At 42.0% G+C, this 18,195-nt stretch carries 13 protein-coding genes; 8 read left to right on the top strand and 5 right to left on the bottom strand.

Features of this window, described 5'->3' with window-relative positions; translation table 11 throughout:
- Positions 1-254 precede the first annotated feature (254 nt).
- Complete coding sequence (locus QF117_RS05390) at positions 255-1,121, bottom strand: SDR family oxidoreductase (RefSeq protein ID WP_282385197.1); 867 nt, start codon at positions 1,119-1,121, stop codon at positions 255-257.
- Between the two features lie 31 nt (positions 1,122-1,152).
- A complete protein-coding gene (locus tag QF117_RS05385; protein ID WP_282385196.1) occupies positions 1,153-1,806 on the bottom strand; it encodes a hypothetical protein in 654 nt (217 codons plus the stop codon).
- A gap of 214 nt (positions 1,807-2,020) precedes the next feature.
- On the opposite strand from QF117_RS05385, the gene QF117_RS05380 reads away from it, so the two are divergent.
- Positions 2,021-2,572, top strand: a complete 552-nt coding sequence (locus tag QF117_RS05380) for a TetR/AcrR family transcriptional regulator (protein WP_282385195.1) — start codon at positions 2,021-2,023, stop codon at positions 2,570-2,572.
- A 135-nt stretch (positions 2,573-2,707) separates the two neighbouring features.
- Here QF117_RS05380 and QF117_RS05375 read toward each other — a convergent pair whose 3' ends face one another.
- Both QF117_RS05375 and QF117_RS05370 read right to left on the bottom strand, forming a co-directional pair.
- Positions 2,708-3,997, bottom strand: coding sequence for an MATE family efflux transporter (locus QF117_RS05375; protein WP_282385193.1), 1,290 nt, complete (start codon positions 3,995-3,997; stop codon positions 2,708-2,710).
- A 140-nt stretch (positions 3,998-4,137) separates the two neighbouring features.
- The gene (locus QF117_RS05370) at positions 4,138-4,854 is read right to left on the bottom strand and encodes a FadR/GntR family transcriptional regulator (RefSeq protein ID WP_282385191.1); all 717 of its coding nucleotides are present in this window, start codon (positions 4,852-4,854) and stop codon (positions 4,138-4,140) included.
- A 389-nt stretch (positions 4,855-5,243) separates the two neighbouring features.
- On the opposite strand from QF117_RS05370, the gene QF117_RS05365 reads away from it, so the two are divergent.
- The 7 genes from QF117_RS05365 to QF117_RS05335 all read left to right on the top strand — a co-directional run bounded on the left by QF117_RS05365 (position 5,244) and on the right by QF117_RS05335 (position 17,172).
- Positions 5,244-5,963, top strand: a complete 720-nt coding sequence (locus tag QF117_RS05365) for a FadR/GntR family transcriptional regulator (RefSeq protein WP_282385189.1) — start codon at positions 5,244-5,246, stop codon at positions 5,961-5,963.
- Positions 5,964-6,227: 264 nt separating this feature from the next.
- On the top strand, positions 6,228-8,093 hold the full coding sequence (locus QF117_RS05360) for a DUF294 nucleotidyltransferase-like domain-containing protein (protein ID WP_282385188.1): 1,866 nt from the start codon (positions 6,228-6,230) through the stop codon (positions 8,091-8,093).
- Positions 8,093-8,824 (top strand): 3'-5' exonuclease, encoded by a 732-nt coding sequence (locus QF117_RS05355; protein ID WP_282385187.1) that lies wholly within the window; start codon positions 8,093-8,095, stop codon positions 8,822-8,824. Before QF117_RS05360 ends, QF117_RS05355 begins: the two co-directional genes overlap by 1 nt.
- 510 nt (positions 8,825-9,334) lie before the next feature.
- Entirely contained in the window at positions 9,335-10,216 is an 882-nt protein-coding gene (locus QF117_RS05350; protein WP_282385186.1) for an NAD(P)-dependent oxidoreductase, read from the top strand.
- Positions 10,217-10,908: 692 nt separating this feature from the next.
- Positions 10,909-11,943, top strand: a complete 1,035-nt coding sequence (locus QF117_RS05345) for a hypothetical protein (RefSeq protein WP_282385185.1) — start codon at positions 10,909-10,911, stop codon at positions 11,941-11,943.
- 147 nt (positions 11,944-12,090) lie between these two features.
- The gene (locus QF117_RS05340) at positions 12,091-15,882 is read left to right on the top strand and encodes an RHS repeat protein (RefSeq protein ID WP_282385184.1); all 3,792 of its coding nucleotides are present in this window, start codon (positions 12,091-12,093) and stop codon (positions 15,880-15,882) included.
- A 3-nt stretch (positions 15,883-15,885) separates the two neighbouring features.
- Positions 15,886-17,172: an RHS repeat-associated core domain-containing protein gene (locus QF117_RS05335; RefSeq protein ID WP_282385182.1), complete on the top strand. Its 1,287-nt coding sequence runs from the start codon at positions 15,886-15,888 to the stop codon at positions 17,170-17,172.
- A gap of 121 nt (positions 17,173-17,293) precedes the next feature.
- Here QF117_RS05335 and QF117_RS05330 read toward each other — a convergent pair whose 3' ends face one another.
- The gene (locus QF117_RS05330; RefSeq protein WP_282385181.1) at positions 17,294-17,986 is read right to left on the bottom strand and encodes an oligogalacturonate-specific porin KdgM family protein; all 693 of its coding nucleotides are present in this window, start codon (positions 17,984-17,986) and stop codon (positions 17,294-17,296) included.
- Positions 17,987-18,195: the final 209 nt, after the last annotated feature.

The raw sequence follows: 18,195 nt of genomic DNA, 5'->3' as shown, positions 1-18,195 counted from the left end.
TTGTGATGATGTTGTGTGAAGGAGAAGCCCAGTTAGCGTGCGGAAAGTGAATCGAAGCAGGAAGGATATTGAGGTGAAACGAGGTTGGAATGAGGCTGAAAGGAGGTTGAAATAAAGCAGGTTGTAATAAGGTTGAAAGTAAGCAGAAGCCAGAGGCGTTTTTTCGTAGATCAGTTGTTCGTTATAACGATTCGCCATAGCTACGGCAATAATTAAAGTTACGGCAATAACTAAAGTGATGGCAATAACGAACACTAATCTTTATTGGTGAACATCTGTACATAATGGTTGCTGAGTTTGTGCGTTCCGTATTGGGGCGCGATGGCATCACCGCCTAAGGCTGTTAGAAAAAACTCACCAGACCCTCCCCATTTTTCAGGTAATTTTTTCATTAGCCACAAAGCTATGCGCCTTATGGTATCTGGAATTAAAACGATATTGGCTTCTTTGTTCTGTGCTTTAAATGCTTGCTGAGCAATGTCTACTGTCGTTAGTGTTTCGGGTCCACCAACCTCTAGTTCTCGATCTGTGCTGCGTACTGCATCTATACAAAACGTCGCCAGGTCCGAGCCATGGATTGGATTTAAGCGGATGGTTCTGGAGCCAAAAAGATACACTCGTCCACTCGCTGCCATGTGGTAGATTTCTTCTAAATCGGAGAAAAAACCATTGGGTCTAATGACACAAGGCGCAAGTATCTTTGAGTTCAGTAATCGTTGAGCAAATTGCTCCTTTGCTTGTAATAGACGAATGTTTCGGTACTTTTGGGCGTTGAATGCGGAAATGTAGATAAATCGACTTACACCAGAACGCTCTGCTTCAATAAGCACATTCAGATTGGCCTGATAATCCACATCCATATACTTCAATCCGTCTTTCTGACGGGTAATCCCTAAGCATGAGATGACCACATCAATCTCATTAAGCTCTCCCAAAAGGCTCTTAGGGTCTGTGACCTGCGCTTCGATAATTTGGTCGCTGGAAACCCCCATCTCTACAAGCTTTTTCTTGTTTCTAGCGATCGCTTTGAAACTAAGATTATGGGTTTGTAGCTGTCTTACCATATGCAGCCCCAGGTAGCCTGTGGCACCTACGACGAGTATTCTCGAAGAATGTGTCATGTTATTTTTCCTTTATGGTTGTCGCCGTATTTTAGCTCGTCAGTGTTGGGCGGTAGGGCTCTTCTCTTACTCCATGAGACAGCACCAACTTCATGATGAAAATAGGGGCAAGCCACTCAAGTCCTTCAGGGGCTGGCATCAATTGACTAAGGATGATGGAATGCATCACAACAAACAAAGCGATAGGACGGTGCAGGTACATAGGCAGCCAGTGAATGACCACAATAGAGATCATCATCACGGCATACCAAATAAACGCATACGACCACGCGATGTCGAAACACAAAGGTATCGCAAATAATTGGAAGTGAGTCGCTGGAAATAGAAACTTGCTGCCGACGAGCTGACCAACCCAATTGACCTCGATCTTTTGATCCGAGTGAAGAAATCGTTTCATTGATCCTAACGAATTGGTGATGACACCTCCAATCATATCCAAGGTTAAGAAGCTGGCGACAACCAGTTGGAAAACACTCCAATCGAGTGTTTTCCAAGAGATAAAATACAAAACGATAGGGGCAATAAATGTGGCATAGTGCGCAATGGCGGCTTCTGCTTTCGTTGCCCCATAACCTGTCGTGAAATTGAATTGCCCGGTACATTCCCAGTTGATCGGGGCGTTTTGTCGCGTAGTTTGATTTTTTGATGTTGTTTTTGACTCTTTTACCGGCGTAGCTTCTGACATTGTGATTCCCTTAATACAGCCATTGAAAAATCGCTGAAGTATGTGAAGAAGATATTTTTAGTCCATTCGGTCTAAAAAAGAATAGCGAACGCATTAAGGTGTTGTCAATGATTTTATAGTCCGATCGGTCTATAAATTATTTTTATCGACCAGTGGACTTTTAAAGTTGAAGTGAATAGAGTCCAACTGGACATTTAAAAAGGGTGATAAGTGAATGCCAAAAGTTGTAGATCGTGATGCTTACCGCAAGGAGCTTGCAACCAAAGCGGTTGAGATTTTTTCTGAGCATGGATTGAATGGTCTGGGTATGAGAGGCATCGCTGAGGCGTTGGGTGTCTCTAAGAGTGCGCTTTACCACTACTTTCCGAGTAAAGAAGCGTTATTTGCAGCATGTACTGAATTAGTGCTAGAGCCTCATACACTCTATGGTATCGAAGAGGGCAGCCCTCTACCTGAAAACAAAGAACAAGCTATTAACCAACTGATTACTGCGCTTGATAGCCGCTTTAAAGGTGAAATGACGGTGCTGTTGGATTACGTAAAGAATCGAGACAGCCAAGATATCGCCAATGATCATCTGCTAAAGATGGCGGATACCAAATTTCTCGCAGAGCTGAGCAAACTTGTTGGTGAGGCGAATGCCACTCAAGCCTATGCGCTATTACTAGGAGGGCTAATGACCCGCTTATTGAATGGAAATCAGACTCAGGTAGAAGAGATTGCAGGATGGATCTTAAATTTGCCTTGTGGTGTCACTGAGAAATAATCACTGCTTTTTGTTTTTCTGATTTCAATTGATTGTAAAGCGTGTTCATCTAATTTTGGCTAATAAAGGGACGGTTAAAAACACCGTCCCTTTATTATTTTAAGGCACACCTTCGCAAGAGCCGGTAGCGGGCGTTTAATCGTACATGAGCTTTTCCGCTTTTTGCATATCAAATTCATTAAGCGATTTTCTTGCCAGTTGTCTAAACGGCAAAGCTTTAACTATTTCCTCAAAAGGCTGAACGGCAAAGGCCCAGAAAATCGAACCATCGAAGCCCAATATGATCATGGCACATAAGGGGATCGAAATAACCCACTGCCCAGTAAAGTTGATTTTAAAGACCGCAGTTGTTTTTCCTAGTGCGCGGAGCACGTTTCCATGCACCGTGTTATAGCCCCGAACAATGGGCAAAAAAATGTAGAGCGGGGCAATGGCAGACAACGCAATGTAGGTTGACTCGTCAAGATCAGGGTAAATGTCACCAATAACAAATGACAGAGCGGCAAAGCCTGCGGCACATACCACCGATATTCCAACCGTGACATCAATACTGGTATTAACATTCTGGGCTAAATCATCCATTTTTTTAGAGCCAATGGCCTGACTAATACTGATCGCCGAAGAATGAGCCCATGCCGCCATAAACTGAGTGCCCGCTCTAATCCAAGGCATGACCAACGTAATGGCAACATAAGCATTGATGTTAAGCTGCGAATAAAGCAACTGATATAGCGTTGCCCCAATCAACAAAATCGTGACATTAGCAGCAACGGGAAAGATTTCAATCAAGTGCCTTTTAATGTTTGTCTGAAACTCTTGCCTGGTGACAGAAAGCGACAGGGTGATATTGGGATCGTAATGAACGCAGAGGGTTAAGTATATTAGACGCAAAGTCATTGCGATCACGCTGCCCAACGCTGCTCCTTGTACACCTAGGCCATCAAAATCATGAATGCCATGAATCAGGAAGTAAGACAAAATTGCATTCACCGGTAATTCAATCAGGTACCCTTTAAATGGGATCTTGGTTTTTCCTAAACTGTTGAACAAAGCAATCATCACTTGCGTTAGCGCGGTGTAAAGCACTAAATACTTGGTGATGTTGAGGTAACTTGATATCTGTTGGTGAAGTGATGAATCCTTGGTGAGGATGTCGATTAATGGCTGATTGAAATAAGTAAGCAACACCCAGAAAATAAGCGCGGCTGAAAGGTTTAGTGTTAGCCCTGCCCAAAAAGCTTTTGAAAGAGATTGCTTGAGACCAGAACCAAAAGCGCGACTTAGAACAAGTTGAGTACCGTTCGCCAGCGCCATCTGGATGCCGAGAATAAAGGCAACTACGGTCGTTGAAATACCCATAGCCGCTAAGGGTATTTCACCTAAAGAGGAAACCAAATAAGTATCAATCATTAGCATAGACTGCATAAGCAGTCCATTCAGTGCGAGTGGCCAGGCTAATGAGAAATTCTTTTTAATGTAAGATTGCGACGACACGATTGGGCCTTATTAATTGCAGTTATTCTATCAACTAATGGAGAAATGAGATGGATTGACTATCCGTTAACTCATTGAATTGGAACTTGAGCGAGTTTTTGGTTCTCATCGTTGAGCAGAACGATAGAAGACGTTCGTGCTCGGTCTGGTTCTCCCGACATAATGGCTTCATAAATCGCATTGTGTTCTGCAAGGCAAAAGCGTCCTCCTTCGGCGGAATGGTCGATAAATTGCTTAAAAATCGTAGATAGAATATTTCCAAAAGGGATATAGAACTGATTTTGGGTTGATACGAATATCGCCTGGTGAAACAAGTGGTCGTAGATTGTCCATTCATCATAATCAAAACGATTGGCTGCGATGGTCATTTTTTGAAACAAGACTGACAAGGTTTTCCTTTGCTCTACCGTCGCGTTGATGGCGGCAAGCGCACAGGCTTCAGGCTCAATTGCTTTTCTCAATCCCAAAAATTGCGATAAAAATGGCTGAGTATCTTCTAGGTCTTGGATCCATTCCAAAAGCTGAGGGTCCAGAAAATGCCACTGATTTCTCGGTAAGATATGTGTCCCTACCTTGGGTTTGGATGATATCAACCCTTTTGCCGACAAAAGCTTGGTCGATTCACGTAGCGCAGTTCTACTCACACCAAAAATCTCACACAGTTCGATTTCATTGGGTAACTTTTGATGCTCTTTAAGCTCCCCCGAAAGAATGCTTCGTGCGATTTGCCGAGCGACTTGCACATGAATCCTACGACTTGAATTACTCACCAATGAAAAAATTGTCATGAAGCCACCTTAGAGGCAAGTAAACAAGAGCGTCTATTTGCGATGATTACTGCTGTTGTTACATATAGCATGCTAAAAATGAATCAATAAATAATACAATAAGATAATATTTAATCAAAGTGAGCAAGGCATAAATGCGTCTTCAGACACAAAAATATCGAAGAAAAAGCCGATATCGTGATTTTTCTCAATTTAACAGTGGCTACTGGGCGGTTTTGTATGAATAAATAAGAGGAATCAATAAGAAATATGAATGGATGAAAATGGGAAAAGGCTTTGAACCTCTTATTGTCTCTGCGCTCACGTTATCCGATTTCCTCGTTTGGAGTCGGTAAAGTAAAGTGTTACAATTGAGGTTAAATAATACATTAAAAGCGAATTGTGAACATATGTCAGGTTCTTTTAACTCAATATCTGGTTCAAAACGTAGCCTACACGTGCAAGTAGCCCGAGAGATAGCACGGGGTATTTTGTCTGGAGATCTTCCTCAGGGCTCAATCATTCCGGGTGAAATGGTGCTGTGTGAACAGTTTGGTATTAGCCGTACTGCGTTGCGAGAAGCCGTGAAACTGCTGACTTCTAAGGGCTTATTAGAGTCTAAGCCTAAAGTGGGTACCCGTGTAGTAAACCGTGCGTATTGGAATTTTCTTGATCCTCAATTGATTGAGTGGATGGATGGACTGGCCGATATCGACCAATTCTGCTTACAATTTCTTGGTCTGCGCCGAGCGATCGAGCCTGAAGCTTGTGCTCTTGCCGCGACCCATGCGACCGCTGAGCAGCGAATCGAACTGTCTGGAATTTTTCAGAAAATGGTCGAAGTGTCGGAAGCCGAGGTGTTTGATCAAGATCTCTGGACCGATATCGATATGAAGTTCCATAGCCTTATTTTTAACGCAACAGGGAACGATTTTTACCTGCCTTTTGGTCATATACTGACGACGATGTTTGTGAACTTTATTGTCCACTCTTCAGAAGAGGGAAGTACTTGTATCAATGAACACCGCCAGATTTATGATGCAATAATGGCTGGAAACAGTGCGAAAGCACGTGAGGCTTCTGCCAATCATTTACAAGAGGCGAACCACAGGCTTCCTGTCGCAAGTTAACATGTTAAGTTCGTTATTTTTATTCTAAGAAGCATGCATCCGCATGCTTTTTTTAGCTCTCCTTCTATTCATAATCCTTCTTTTTCTACCCCTTCAATTTATCTGCTGTCGCTCTTCCAAACCATACGTGCTTCTGTGTTTCCTCTGCTTGGCATCGTTTGGCATCGTGATATTCAACTTTGCTGCACAGTTCTAATTGATAGTGCTGGAAACAATCCCTTTTGGTTATATAATACTACTAAATAAATCCGTGGTGACCATCCTATGCCTCAATCTCTTCTCCCAAACATCATTCAGTTCATTGGTCAAATAGACCCCTTCGACAAAATACCGAAAGAGGCACTTCGAGAACTGGCCTTCACGGTACAAATTACTTATCTAAGTAAAGGAGAAGTGGTTGAACTGGATGATGAAGGTAAAGAGAAGTTCTTATACATCGTGAGAACAGGTTCGATGGAACAACGAAAATCCGATGGTGTACTCAGAGCAAGATTAGGCTCTGAAGACTTGTTTGGCTTCACCTTCTTTGATACCAATATTGATTCCGACAAAAGTTACCGGGCAACGGCCATCGAGAATACGCTTCTTTATCTTATTCCTCATTCTGCACTTCAAGCCCTGTTCAAAAGCTTTCCGAGCTGCGCGGAGCATTTTGCCTCACAAGCGCAAGTTCGCCTAAAGTCTGCCTTGGATGTTGTTTGGTCGAATAAAGAGAAAGGTCTTTTCATTCGCAAAGTGGAAGACGTAGCCAGTGGAAAAGTGGCCGTTGTTACTGCCGATCAGACGATCCAACAAGTTGCCCATGAAATGCGTATTGTTCATCGTACATCGTGCGCCGTCATTTATGAGAACGATAACATTGTTGGCTTAATCACCGATCGAGATATGACAAAACGCGTTATTGCTCACCGAGTGGATGTAGATCGCCCAATATCTGACGTGATGACACATTCACCTCTGACCATCAAGCCAGATGATCTAGTCCTTCATGCGGCTTCCGTTATGATGCAGTTCAACATTCGTAACCTGCCCGTAGTAAAAGACAATAAGGTGATCGGCTTATTAACCACTTCTCACCTGGTTCAGAATCACCGTGTACAAGCGATTTTCTTGATTGAAAAAATCAAATATGCCACGGAACCAAGTGCACTCGCGAGTTTCACTGCCGAAAGACAAGCCATCTTTGAAGCGTTGGTCGAAGGGAAAGTGGCCCCTGAAACTGTAGGTAAAGTCATGACCATGATCATGGATGCTTACACGCGAAGGTTCATTCAATTCGCGATTGACAAGCTAGGGCCGCCACCGTGTGACTTTTCGTGGATTGTGGCTGGGTCGCATGCGCGAAACGAAGTTCACATGCTGTCAGATCAAGACAGCGCCATTGTTCTTGATGATTCTGCAACCGACAATGATCGGGTTTATTTCCAGCATTTTGCGCAGATCGTGACAAATGGCCTCGCGAGTTGTGATTATCCATTGTGTCCAGGTAAATACATGGCCGCGACACCAAAATGGTGCCAGCCGTTAAACGTGTGGAAGCACTACTATAAAAAATGGGTGTCTAACCCAGAATACGAGCGTTTGCTTAATATCAGCGTTTTCCTAGAAATTCGCACGATTTATGGTAATAAAGAGTTTGAAACGGTATTACGTGATGAACTTCATTCGAACATCAAGAATAATCGAGAGTTCTTGGGTACGCTGGTGAAAGATGCGATAAATACCAATCCGCCTTTGGGTATTTTCAACAGCCTCGTGTTGGAAAAGTCAGGGGAAAATAAGAAAACACTGAATGTAAAAAAATACGCCATTAACCTTATCATCGATCTAGCGCGAATTTACGGCTTAGCGGTAGAAAGCGATGTGTCGGCAACCGAAGAACGTTTTGCCGCTGCCCACGAGAAAGGGCTGCTCAGTGAAGATGCCCTTAAAAATATCCTAGGTGCGTATCAGTTCATTTTATCCTTCCGATTCAATCACCAGCTTGAAGCCTTAAAAAGTGGCCAAATACCGGATAACAACATCAACCCGAATAGCTTTGGCAGTTTTGAACGAAAGCATTTGAAAGATGCATTTAGAATCATCGCAGATTTGCAAGATGCCGCTAAAGTGCGCTTTGGGAATCGCTAATGAAAGCACGATTACACTTTTCACCATTACACTACTTTCACCCACTCGAGCGATTAAAACGAAAACGTAAGCACTGTTTGGCGACGATGAAGCTGCCCTCGGTTGTTGAACAACTACTCAAAGAGCCTTTACCAACGTTTGAGGATCTGGCTAAAGGTGGCGAATACATTGTACTGGATATAGAAACCACAGGTTTAGACAGTGAAAAGGACATTATTCTATCGATGGGTTGGGTCGAAATATCAGGAGGGCGAGTTGATCTCGCATCCGCGCATCACCTCTACATTAACGATGATTCTCAAATCAACCCAGAAACAGCGATCATTAACCATATTACCCCACAAATGTTAGCGGCTGGCGTGTCGATTCACGATGCGATGATGACATTTTTTGAAGCGGCGAAAGGGAAATACCTTGTGGCTCACGGCTGTATCGTTGAAGAAAACTTCATGAAACAGTACCTCATCAACCATTATCACATTCAAGATCTTCCTCTGATCTGGCTCGATACCTTGTGCTTAGAGAAAAGCATGGAGAAAGCGATCAATCAGCATGAAGATCTTGATTTAACGCTGGGAAGCACACGATCTCGATATGGATTACCAGAATACAACAGCCATAATGCGTTGGCCGATGCGGTTTCTACCGCCGAACTGTTTCTGGCTCAGCATAAACGACTCGTCAGCCGCAAAGACGTCACCATTGCCTCTCTGTATCGGTTGAGTCGCTGAGTGATACCAGTGCTGTTTATCGCTACATAGTCTTCAAATGATTCGTTGGTTTCTATCGATTCATCTATTATTAAATCATACTAATAGCCGTTGGGTGACCATAGGTTAATCAGCGTTAGAGTGAATAATGGTCTAGAATAACCATCGTTTGGCGCCATCATTCAACCATAATGGTTGTTTTATCACTACGCTAACGTCAGTAAGACGCCCTTGCTTTGTGACGTCTTTGGTTTTCCAAGTTGTGTTCTATTTCGAAGTGCTTCTTATAGAAAGGATGCCTGCCATCTCTATAAGCAGTGAGGGCAAACTTACCCACGGACCAGCCTAATTCAATGTGCGTTTTTGGGTGATTATCCTATGTGCTTGGGCGCGTCTTCTGCCGTCGAACGGTACTTCGATCAAAAAAATGTTACTTCTGGACGACTTTGATAAATTTACGATTGATTAAATGTGAATAGCCGTATATGCTTCATATTAATTAATCATACAATAGTATATTTGGAGTTAGACATGACTAAACCTGTCATTGGTTTCATCGGCCTTGGTCTTATGGGCGGCAACATGGTTGAAAACCTACAAACACGCGGTTACCACGTAAACGTGATGGATCTTAATGCAGAAGCTGTTGCTCGTGTTATTGATCGTGGCAATGCGACCGCATTTACTTCGGCTAAAGAGTTAGCTGCAGCGAGTGACATCGTGCAGTTCTGTCTTACCACTTCAGCTGTTGTTGAAAAGATTGTCTACGGTGAAGATGGCGTTCTAGCTGGAATTAAAGAAGGCGCAGTACTTGTAGACTTCGGTACTTCTATCCCAGCTTCTACTCAAAAAATCGGTGCAGCACTAGCAGAAAAAGGCGCGAGCATGATTGACGCTCCTTTAGGTCGTACGCCTGCACACGCTAAAGATGGTCTACTAAACATCATGGCAGCTGGCGATGTTGAAACATTCAACAAAGTTAAGCCTGTTCTAGAAGAGCAAGGCGAAAACGTATTCCACCTAGGTGCACTAGGCGCAGGTCACACGACTAAGTTAATCAATAACTTCATCGGTATGACAACTGTGACAGCAATGTCTCAAGCGTTTGCTGTTGCTAAAGCGGCAGGTGTTGATGGTCAGCAATTATTCGACATCATGTCTGCTGGCCCATCTAACTCACCATTCATGCAGTTCACTAAGTTCTATGCTGTCGATGGTGAAGAGAAATTAGGTTTCTCTGTTGCCAATGCAAACAAAGATCTGGGTTACTTCCTGCAAATGGTTTCTGATTTAGGTACTGAATCGCCAATCGCTGAAGGTACTTCTAAAGCACTTCAAGCGGGTGTTGATGCGGGCCTTGGGCAAAATGACGTACCGGTAATTTTTGATTACTTCTCAGAACTTAAAAAGTAATTCTACATTGATTTATTGCCATGACTTATGCGGTTGTGGCAGTATTTTTTCTTAGTAAACCCGATTAAAAAGTAACAACTCCCCCTGACCTTACTCGCCCATTTCATCTATCGTTTTCATCGTATTAAATGCCCATAATGAGCTTGATTCGTTGCATCATTTATTTGTAGCAGCAACAGACGCTTAGCCCTATTTTTTCTTTATGTAATCACATATTTTTATATATCCGCGCTTGGTAATTTTTGTGCTTTAGTGCGGGATTACTTAACGAGATAAGCCCCAGAGATTTACATTATTATTCATAAATTATGCGTAGTCATAATTAATTGCAAGTGCGTCTTTTAGCAGCGTTCTGTGTAGTTTCAATAATGAATCGCGATAGAGTGGCTAGGTGTTATAAAATACTAAACTAACGAATGCTAAGGATTTTAAAGGCGTAAAACTCCCCCTCGATACTGTTGATTTAGAGAATTAATATTAAAATTTTAAAAAGATATATGAAATAAAATATATTTTTTTGGTAAATAAACATTGTGTTTGATTTGTTAACTGTTGCAAGAATGTTACAATTCCATTGCTGGGTTTTTATTATCAGCTCGGTTTATAAATTTAAGCTGACATGTTTAAGCAGTGGATAACTATCCGCTATATTAACTCATTTATAATAATATCATATTTTTACGGAGTAATTTATGTCGTTTTTAAAAAAACTTAAGATTATAACGTTATTTATAGTTATATCCTTGATATCTTCGATATCACACGCCGCCGATCCTTCCATAATATTTATAACGGAATCTGGTTCGTCTTCTGCAACTATCTACGCGAATGGAAATATGCAGGTGAGATTAAATGTTTTATACAGAGATGTTCCATCTGGATATGAAGTTACTCAAATCGTGATAAAACAAGCTTATACAAATAATTTTTTACCACAAGATTGGAAAGTGAGCCAAATTTACAATGGGTATGACGGTAATATAGAAACTTATAGGAAATACCAATCTTCTGCTACTCTACGTAACGATAATCAAGATGTTACGACTGAACAGTTTTACTTATCTACGAACAGCAGTAATGCAGATATTTTATTATGTGTAGAGTTAAATTTTTCAAACGTTAACGGAGATGAATACACTGAATCGACTTGCAATGGAGACAAAAATAATGGACTTGTCCATGTTACTACTATACCGGAAATGCATTACACATTTGATGACCTTGATCGAGAGACTACGGAAGTATTTTCTCAATTTTCACACCCTAAGTTAATTATATATGAAGAAAGATTTACACTGAAAAATAACAGAGGAATTCATGATGTAAATGGTTGTTCTCTTAAACAACGGCCAAGAAATTTAATTGCATCTTACGCTTCAGAAAAAGACAGTAATCCTGGATTACTTGCGCATTCCGCCCTTTTTTTATATGAGCCAAATCAAGGTATAGCTGATCAAAACTTCCAGTACAAGCGTGAAAATAGTAGAAATTGGGAGTCTATAAGATGGAAAAAGGCAAAGATTAATACAACAGAGTCTATCACTTTTGCATGGTTTAATGGTTATCCTTCCTTTGGTACTGAAGTTATAACAAACCCTAAAGATAAAATAAAATATTGTCGGACTGTCACATTTAGAGATAACTATGGTAACAGTGGCACTATAAACATAAAACGAGTAAACCCATGGAAAGATGGGTGGGGTAATATTTATTATGGGTTTGACTAAATTAATCTTACCTCGGGATAAATAAGTCTTTCTAAAAAATCAACTCTAGGGTCTAGGTTTATATATCAATTATCCTATGCCCTAATACTTTATTATCCTAGATTAATGTTTATTAATTATTTTTTATATTATAAAAAAGGAGTAATTATGAGTATCGAATCTAATGCAATTAATTTTGTTGAAGGCCTAAGTTCAGCTGTTGATGTGAGAACTGGAATGTATTCTATTCGGGTTTCTCTGGGGGAATTTTTCTCGCACAAAAATGTAGGGCCTAATTTTCCGGTTTTTTTGTCATATAGTGCGGGAAGCTCAGAAGATATGGGGTTTGGTCGAGGTTGGTCTATTTCTCTTAGTCAATACGATAAAGCCTCAGGAAAAATATCGCTTTCAACGGGTCAATCTTTTCGAATATATAAACCCTGGGGTGGAAATGAATACGAAATACCCTATAGAAGGGTTAAAGATATAAAAATAACATACTTAAATGACAGTAAAGAATTAAAGGTGATGAATAAAGAGGGCCTCTGTGAGTATTTGGATGAGTCTTCTGGTCGATTAAATAAGGTAGTATCACAGCAAGGGAAATCGATTTATTTCGACTATGATACTTGGACGGGAAGGATACGTCGAATTTATGACAAAGATGGTCGTAAGATGCTTTTTGACTGGAGTAAAGAGAGAACTAAAGTCGATATCGTTCACAAGCTCAATGATACGATATTTCAGTCGATGAGATTAAAGAAAAGTGGCAATGGAATATATCGCCGTCTATCTAGCATAAAGCTTAATGAGAATTTACCTCCCATTGAATTTAGCTATCGTTATATAGCGAGCTCAAATTATGATGTGGTTGAGACGGTCACTCACTCCTCTGGGCTAATTGAAGAGATGGTTTATCTTGATAATGGCCATTCCCTTCCCTCAGGAGCCCCTTTTTCAACAATTCCATTTATTCAAACTCATACTATTATCCCTTCAACAGATGGGAGCTTGCCTGTTACACAGGTAGAATACGAGTATTCAGATAAAAACTATCTTGGTTTTGCCAGTGAAAAAGTTTGGATCGCAGGAGAAGATACGCTGTTTAAATCTTCTGCAAATTACTCATATACCACCACAGAGATAGTTAACGGCTTAAAAAAAGTAGTACGTAAATACAACAAGTACCACTTGCAAGATGAGGCTAAATATTATGATGACGGTGAATTGTATCGAAAAGAATCGTTCGAGTACTTTGCAGATTTAAATGCCAACATTGAAGTTCAGCCTGCTATCTATAGCCTGGTAAAGTCGCAAGCAACGACTCATTACCATGAGGATCAATCTCGAACTTTCAGCAAACATTACGACTATGATGATTTCGCTAACCCAATTTTTGAACAAGATGCTGATGGCTCTAAGGTGATAAGACGTTACTATCCATCCCAGGGTGCAAAGGGGGCTTGCCCAGCTCATCCATTTGGAATGGTAGCCTTTGTAAAAAGTGAAACCTTGGTACCTAATGACACCGCAACAACTCGAACTATGACGATGACTTACCGATCGTTAAAACGCTTAGATAATAGCAATGAGGTTTTTGTTGTCCTTAGCACACAAACTGATGAATTCCAGTCAACGACGTTTGATTATTACCAAAACCCAGAAAATCCTTTGACTTATGGCCAAGTTCGACGCCAGAAAAACATGTTTAATGGTTATGAGATAAAGACGGACGTTGAGTATCAGTTCTTAAATGATGGGTTAAAGACCACAACATCGTTTACGAGCCACGACAATCTTACGGTCACCGAATCGGCAACCGTTGACTACTTTTGGGGGCAAGCTATCGAGCTTGTTGATGAAGAAGGCGTTGTGAGCCAATTTAGTTATGATTCCTTGGGTCGAAAAGTGGCTGCAGTGACGGCGCCAGACACTGATTTTGAAGTGATTCAAACGTATAGCTACAGCGTTGGGGATGGGGTTAATAGCACGAAACAGGTCGATGCTAAGGGCAATACGGTGGAGAAGCGGTTTGATAATGCCGGTAAGTTATTAGAGGTGGTTCAAGGGCAGCCCGGTAAAGTTCCGAAAGTCGTTGTGTCTTGTAAGTATGATCATTTTGGCATGATGACGTTAAAGACAGAAACAGATTGGCTTGATGGTATCGCATTACCACTGACGACGGTTTATCAATATGACATTAATGGTGACGTCTCTCAGGTTACTCACCCAGATGGGCGACTTGAGCTGATTACTCAGAACCCGGTGAGGCTAACGACTCGCTATGAACATCAGTCAGGCCAAGGGGAAAGGCCTTTGATGGTCGAAAACACGACGTTCGATATTTCAGGACGTGAGCTAAATAAGCAAACTTATGATGCCGATGGCTCTTTGATTGCCAGTACCGATTATCGCTACGATGGGTACGGTAATCTGCTCAGCGTGACGGATACCGAAGGGCGGGTCATTGACTACCGTTATGATAATATCGACAGGCTTGTCGAGGTAACACGTACCATTGATGGGCAAAGTATTTGCGAAAGTTATACGTACCCAGAATTCACTACCGCCGATATTCCCTGTCAGGTTTTTGTTAATAATGTTCTTCAAGGGCAGCAAGAGTTTGATGGCCTAATGCGTTTAAAACATCAAACCTCCTTAAACAGTGGAACGGTGGATTATTCCTATTCGGGCACATCGTCAATGGCTAAGTCAATTAACACCGCCAGCGGTGACCAAGTGAATTTTAGTAACAATAAATACTTGCGAGTGCCCACCACTATTTCAGTCGAAGGCGAAAGCCAGCTAGGAAGTGCGCATACGTATGATACGAAGTCCGCGCTACCGCTTTCTAACCAAAATTACTCTGGCAAGAGGGGCGTCACTCGAGATTCTCAAGGAAGAGTGCTAACTGAAACTGTGGATATTGACGGCATGGAGCGCCAGGCGAGCTTTCGGTATTCACAGCAAGGTAAGCTACTCGAGAAAAGCGATTTTTTTGGTAATACCAGCACGTATCATTTCGATAATCTTGGCCGACTTGCTCGCTCTGAAGAAGTTTTTTTAGACACAAGTACAGTGACTACATTTGAATACGATGCGTTTAGCCGGCCCTATAAATACACGACGTTACGAGGAGAAGATAAGGCTGAGGTTGAACTTGAGTTCAATGGTTTTGGTATGGAGATTTGGCGAAAGGCGACTTTTAATAAAAGTGTGGTCTTTTCTATCGAGCAGGTGTTTAATCCGCGGATGTTACTTGATTCTCGTACCTTCACACAGGGGAGCGATTCAACGCACGAGACCTTTTTCTACGATGATTTAGCGCGTTTAGAGCGTTACAAAGTGACTGGCCCCAACGCGCCTGTAGATGATTACGGTAATACGATCCGCAAACAACGTTTTGTGCATGATGTTTTTGGCAATATAACGAAAGCACGCAGTGTCTTTGATGATGGTACGTCTAATGTTGCTGGCTTTTACTATGCGACATTGAATCCACAGCGTTTAGAAAGCCTCACCAACACGCACGTAAGCTACCCAAGCAGTGTCAGTTTTTCTTATGATGCAGCTGGAAATCTGCTTAATGATGAGCAAGGACGAAGCTTCAACTATAACGCGTTAAATCAGATGACCTCGGTGGAAGAAGACGGAGACGTGCTATCTCAGTATCGATATGATGCGGGCGGACGAGTAGTCGCTCAAAGTGTTGAAGAGAATCTGATTCACTTATTTTACCTCAACGGTCAATTAGTGAATGAAAAAAGTGGGGCAACCCATAGCAGCTTTCACAATATCGCCTCAGGCTTGTCGTCTCGTAGCGTCTCGTCACCAGATGAAGAGATACACCAGTTTAGTCTGGGTAACAGTCAAGATAGCGTACTGGAAACTTTCACGAGTACCGACGGGCAATCTAGAGAGAAAACCTCGCGAAAATACACACCTTATGGAGAGGGCTGAATTATGCAACCTAAAACTATTTTCAATCCAAATCGTAGGCGATTACTCAAACAGGCAGGGGGAATATCCACGTTGGCCGTATCCGGTATGACAATACCAGGGGTTGCCTTGTCTGCAACGCCTTCATCTGACCATTTGGCGATTAAACACAATCCGTTAGGGTTTAATGGTGAACGCCAAGACCCTGTTACGGGTAACTATCACTTGGGCAAAGGGTGTCGTGTTTACAACCCTAAACTGATGCGGTTCCATGGGTATGACTCCATGAGTCCTTTTGGGAAAGGGGGGACTAATGGTTATGCTTATTGCCTCGGCGACCCTGTTAATCAGCGTGATCCAAGTGGTCACTTTGCCCTACTAAGCATCTTAATCGGTGCCATCGTCGGTGCTGTAGTCGGCGCTGCAGTTTCTGTTGCGGCCGAGGGCATTCAGATGGCCATCAACCCTGATCATAAATTTGACTGGAAACAGGTGGCGATTGGAGCTGCGATTGGTTTTATTACTGGTGGGATTGGGATAGCGGCTTCTGCGCCGAAAGCTGGTGCACAGTTGGGTTTAGCTATCGTTAAATCGTCAGTGGCCGAGTTGGTTTCTGTACCTATTTCCACGGTAACCGCGTTGTCAATGCAGCCCGACGCCTCAAAGGGCTTACAAATATTTGGCAAGGTGCTGGGTTTTTCTTTGGCGATTGCAGGCGTAGGGTATGGTTTGAAAAATGCGGCACAATTAGGAAAAACAATCTCCAAAGGTAGAGTTTTTAGAAAAATGTCACATTGGGAAAGGAATCAAAAATTTAATGATAAGTGCATCACTTTAAGGGAAGCTGTGTTTACGGGTGGAGGAATTGCTAGTGGTATTTCAAGTGCATCCGCCGGTATTGCTTTTAATACCAAGGGGCATCTAGGAAAGAACAGTTACAACAGTGATTTAGCCATGCGATTCTTCCATTATGGTAGCTCTATTTCTGGCGCTTTAAGTGGAAAAAGTTTAAATCCGATAAAAAATTTGAAATCTGATCCAGGGGGCTATATCTCGGGGCGATTTACTGACCTTTCTCATGTGACAGGCCTTGTAGCGGTATTATTTACCGAACCTGGAAGTGATGAAAATAGACAATGGAATACCGTGTCATTTTTAACGGGTATTACCTCAGTCTATACTTTGAATGCTCAAAATCACCTGAAGCACTTTAATAAGCAGCCACTATGGGAGCAATATGGTGTATCAGAACGGGTGTGGAACAATGTAAAGCGGTATCACGATCTAGACAGTCATTTGCTCGGCTTTTAATGGTGCGAGGCTTGAAAACGGAAATATCCCGCGTTTACCCGTATAACGCTGTTGTTACAACGAAAAAGCCAGCAATTACGCTGGCTTTTTGATCTAGTTCAATTGGTTAGGGTGGAAAAGTTTAGAAGCTATAAGTCACACCGATACGGCTACGTAATTCGAAGTCATTGTTGTAACCGGAAAAAGAGTCATCTTTCGTGTAAGAAGAGTAACCGAACTCAGCGTACGGCGCCCATTGGCCGATGATGTAACGGACGGTTGAATTATATTCGGTATTCGTTTCTTTATCCTTATACAAAATATAGTCGTCCGCTTTGTAGTAGTTTGCCTCTAAACCAAAGCGCCAGTTATCAACACTGTAGTTTATATTACCAGTTAAGCGGTGACGACGTTCGTTATCAGAGGTGTTGTTTTGGCGAATATCATAACGATAACGAGCACTTAAGCTTAGGCCTTCAATGCTTTCTAGTGAATATGTTGCACGAAGCTGTGGCTTATAGGTCATGCCTGAGCTACGACCTTCAATTGGCATACCGTAGGTCAGTGTCCAGTTATCGTTTAGTTTTTGACGATAGTTTAAACCTAGCTCCCAGCCATTATTTTGTAGGTCTTTTAAGAATTCGCCGTTTTTTCCTTTGAACTTGGCTTCTATGTCAACTAAGAAATTACCAATGCTATCGCCAAGCTTTACACGCGTCGCATGTTGCTCAGAGCTGTTTTTGTATTCGTGACGAACGTCGAAGGAAGCCGCAGAGGCCGCGCCCGCCGCCATTACAGAAGCTAAGGCGATAACAAGGGTTTTCATTTGAGTCATGGTATTGATTCCATCTTTATATTTAACACTGCTCGGAACAGGAGACAGTACACAGGGTAAAGACACTGTCTTAATGTCTTAATGTAATACAAATGGTATAGGTAATTTGAATGCCTGTCTGTGAATTTGATCGGATTGTTGTGAAAAAGTCACTTAAAAAAATCAAACAAAATCAAACAAAATCGAATGATAGTGGGAAGCTTCCGAAT

Origin of the sequence: Vibrio sp. YMD68, from assembly GCF_029958905.1 — a bacterium.
Lineage (GTDB): Bacteria > Pseudomonadota > Gammaproteobacteria > Enterobacterales > Vibrionaceae > Vibrio.
This window is presented reverse-complemented; position numbering and strand designations above follow the sequence as displayed.

What these genes read in the sequence shown, in the direction of transcription:
- QF117_RS05365 (WP_282385189.1), top strand. Translation starts at nt 5,244, where the DNA reads ATGTCAGGTTCTTTTAACTCAATATCTGGTTCAAAACGTAGCCTACAC.
- QF117_RS05360 (WP_282385188.1), top strand. Translation starts at nt 6,228, where the DNA reads ATGCCTCAATCTCTTCTCCCAAACATCATTCAGTTCATTGGTCAAATA.
- QF117_RS05355 (WP_282385187.1), top strand. Translation starts at nt 8,093, where the DNA reads ATGAAAGCACGATTACACTTTTCACCATTACACTACTTTCACCCACTC.
- QF117_RS05370 (WP_282385191.1), bottom strand. Translation starts at nt 4,854, where the DNA reads ATGACAATTTTTTCATTGGTGAGTAATTCAAGTCGTAGGATTCATGTG.
- QF117_RS05350 (WP_282385186.1), top strand. Translation starts at nt 9,335, where the DNA reads ATGACTAAACCTGTCATTGGTTTCATCGGCCTTGGTCTTATGGGCGGC.
- QF117_RS05335 (WP_282385182.1), top strand. Translation starts at nt 15,886, where the DNA reads ATGCAACCTAAAACTATTTTCAATCCAAATCGTAGGCGATTACTCAAA.
- QF117_RS05340 (WP_282385184.1), top strand. Translation starts at nt 12,091, where the DNA reads ATGAGTATCGAATCTAATGCAATTAATTTTGTTGAAGGCCTAAGTTCA.
- QF117_RS05390 (WP_282385197.1), bottom strand. Translation starts at nt 1,121, where the DNA reads ATGACACATTCTTCGAGAATACTCGTCGTAGGTGCCACAGGCTACCTG.
- QF117_RS05345 (WP_282385185.1), top strand. Translation starts at nt 10,909, where the DNA reads ATGTCGTTTTTAAAAAAACTTAAGATTATAACGTTATTTATAGTTATA.
- QF117_RS05375 (WP_282385193.1), bottom strand. Translation starts at nt 3,997, where the DNA reads ATGCAGTCTATGCTAATGATTGATACTTATTTGGTTTCCTCTTTAGGT.
- QF117_RS05380 (WP_282385195.1), top strand. Translation starts at nt 2,021, where the DNA reads ATGCCAAAAGTTGTAGATCGTGATGCTTACCGCAAGGAGCTTGCAACC.
- QF117_RS05385 (WP_282385196.1), bottom strand. Translation starts at nt 1,806, where the DNA reads ATGTCAGAAGCTACGCCGGTAAAAGAGTCAAAAACAACATCAAAAAAT.
- QF117_RS05330 (WP_282385181.1), bottom strand. Translation starts at nt 17,986, where the DNA reads ATGACTCAAATGAAAACCCTTGTTATCGCCTTAGCTTCTGTAATGGCG.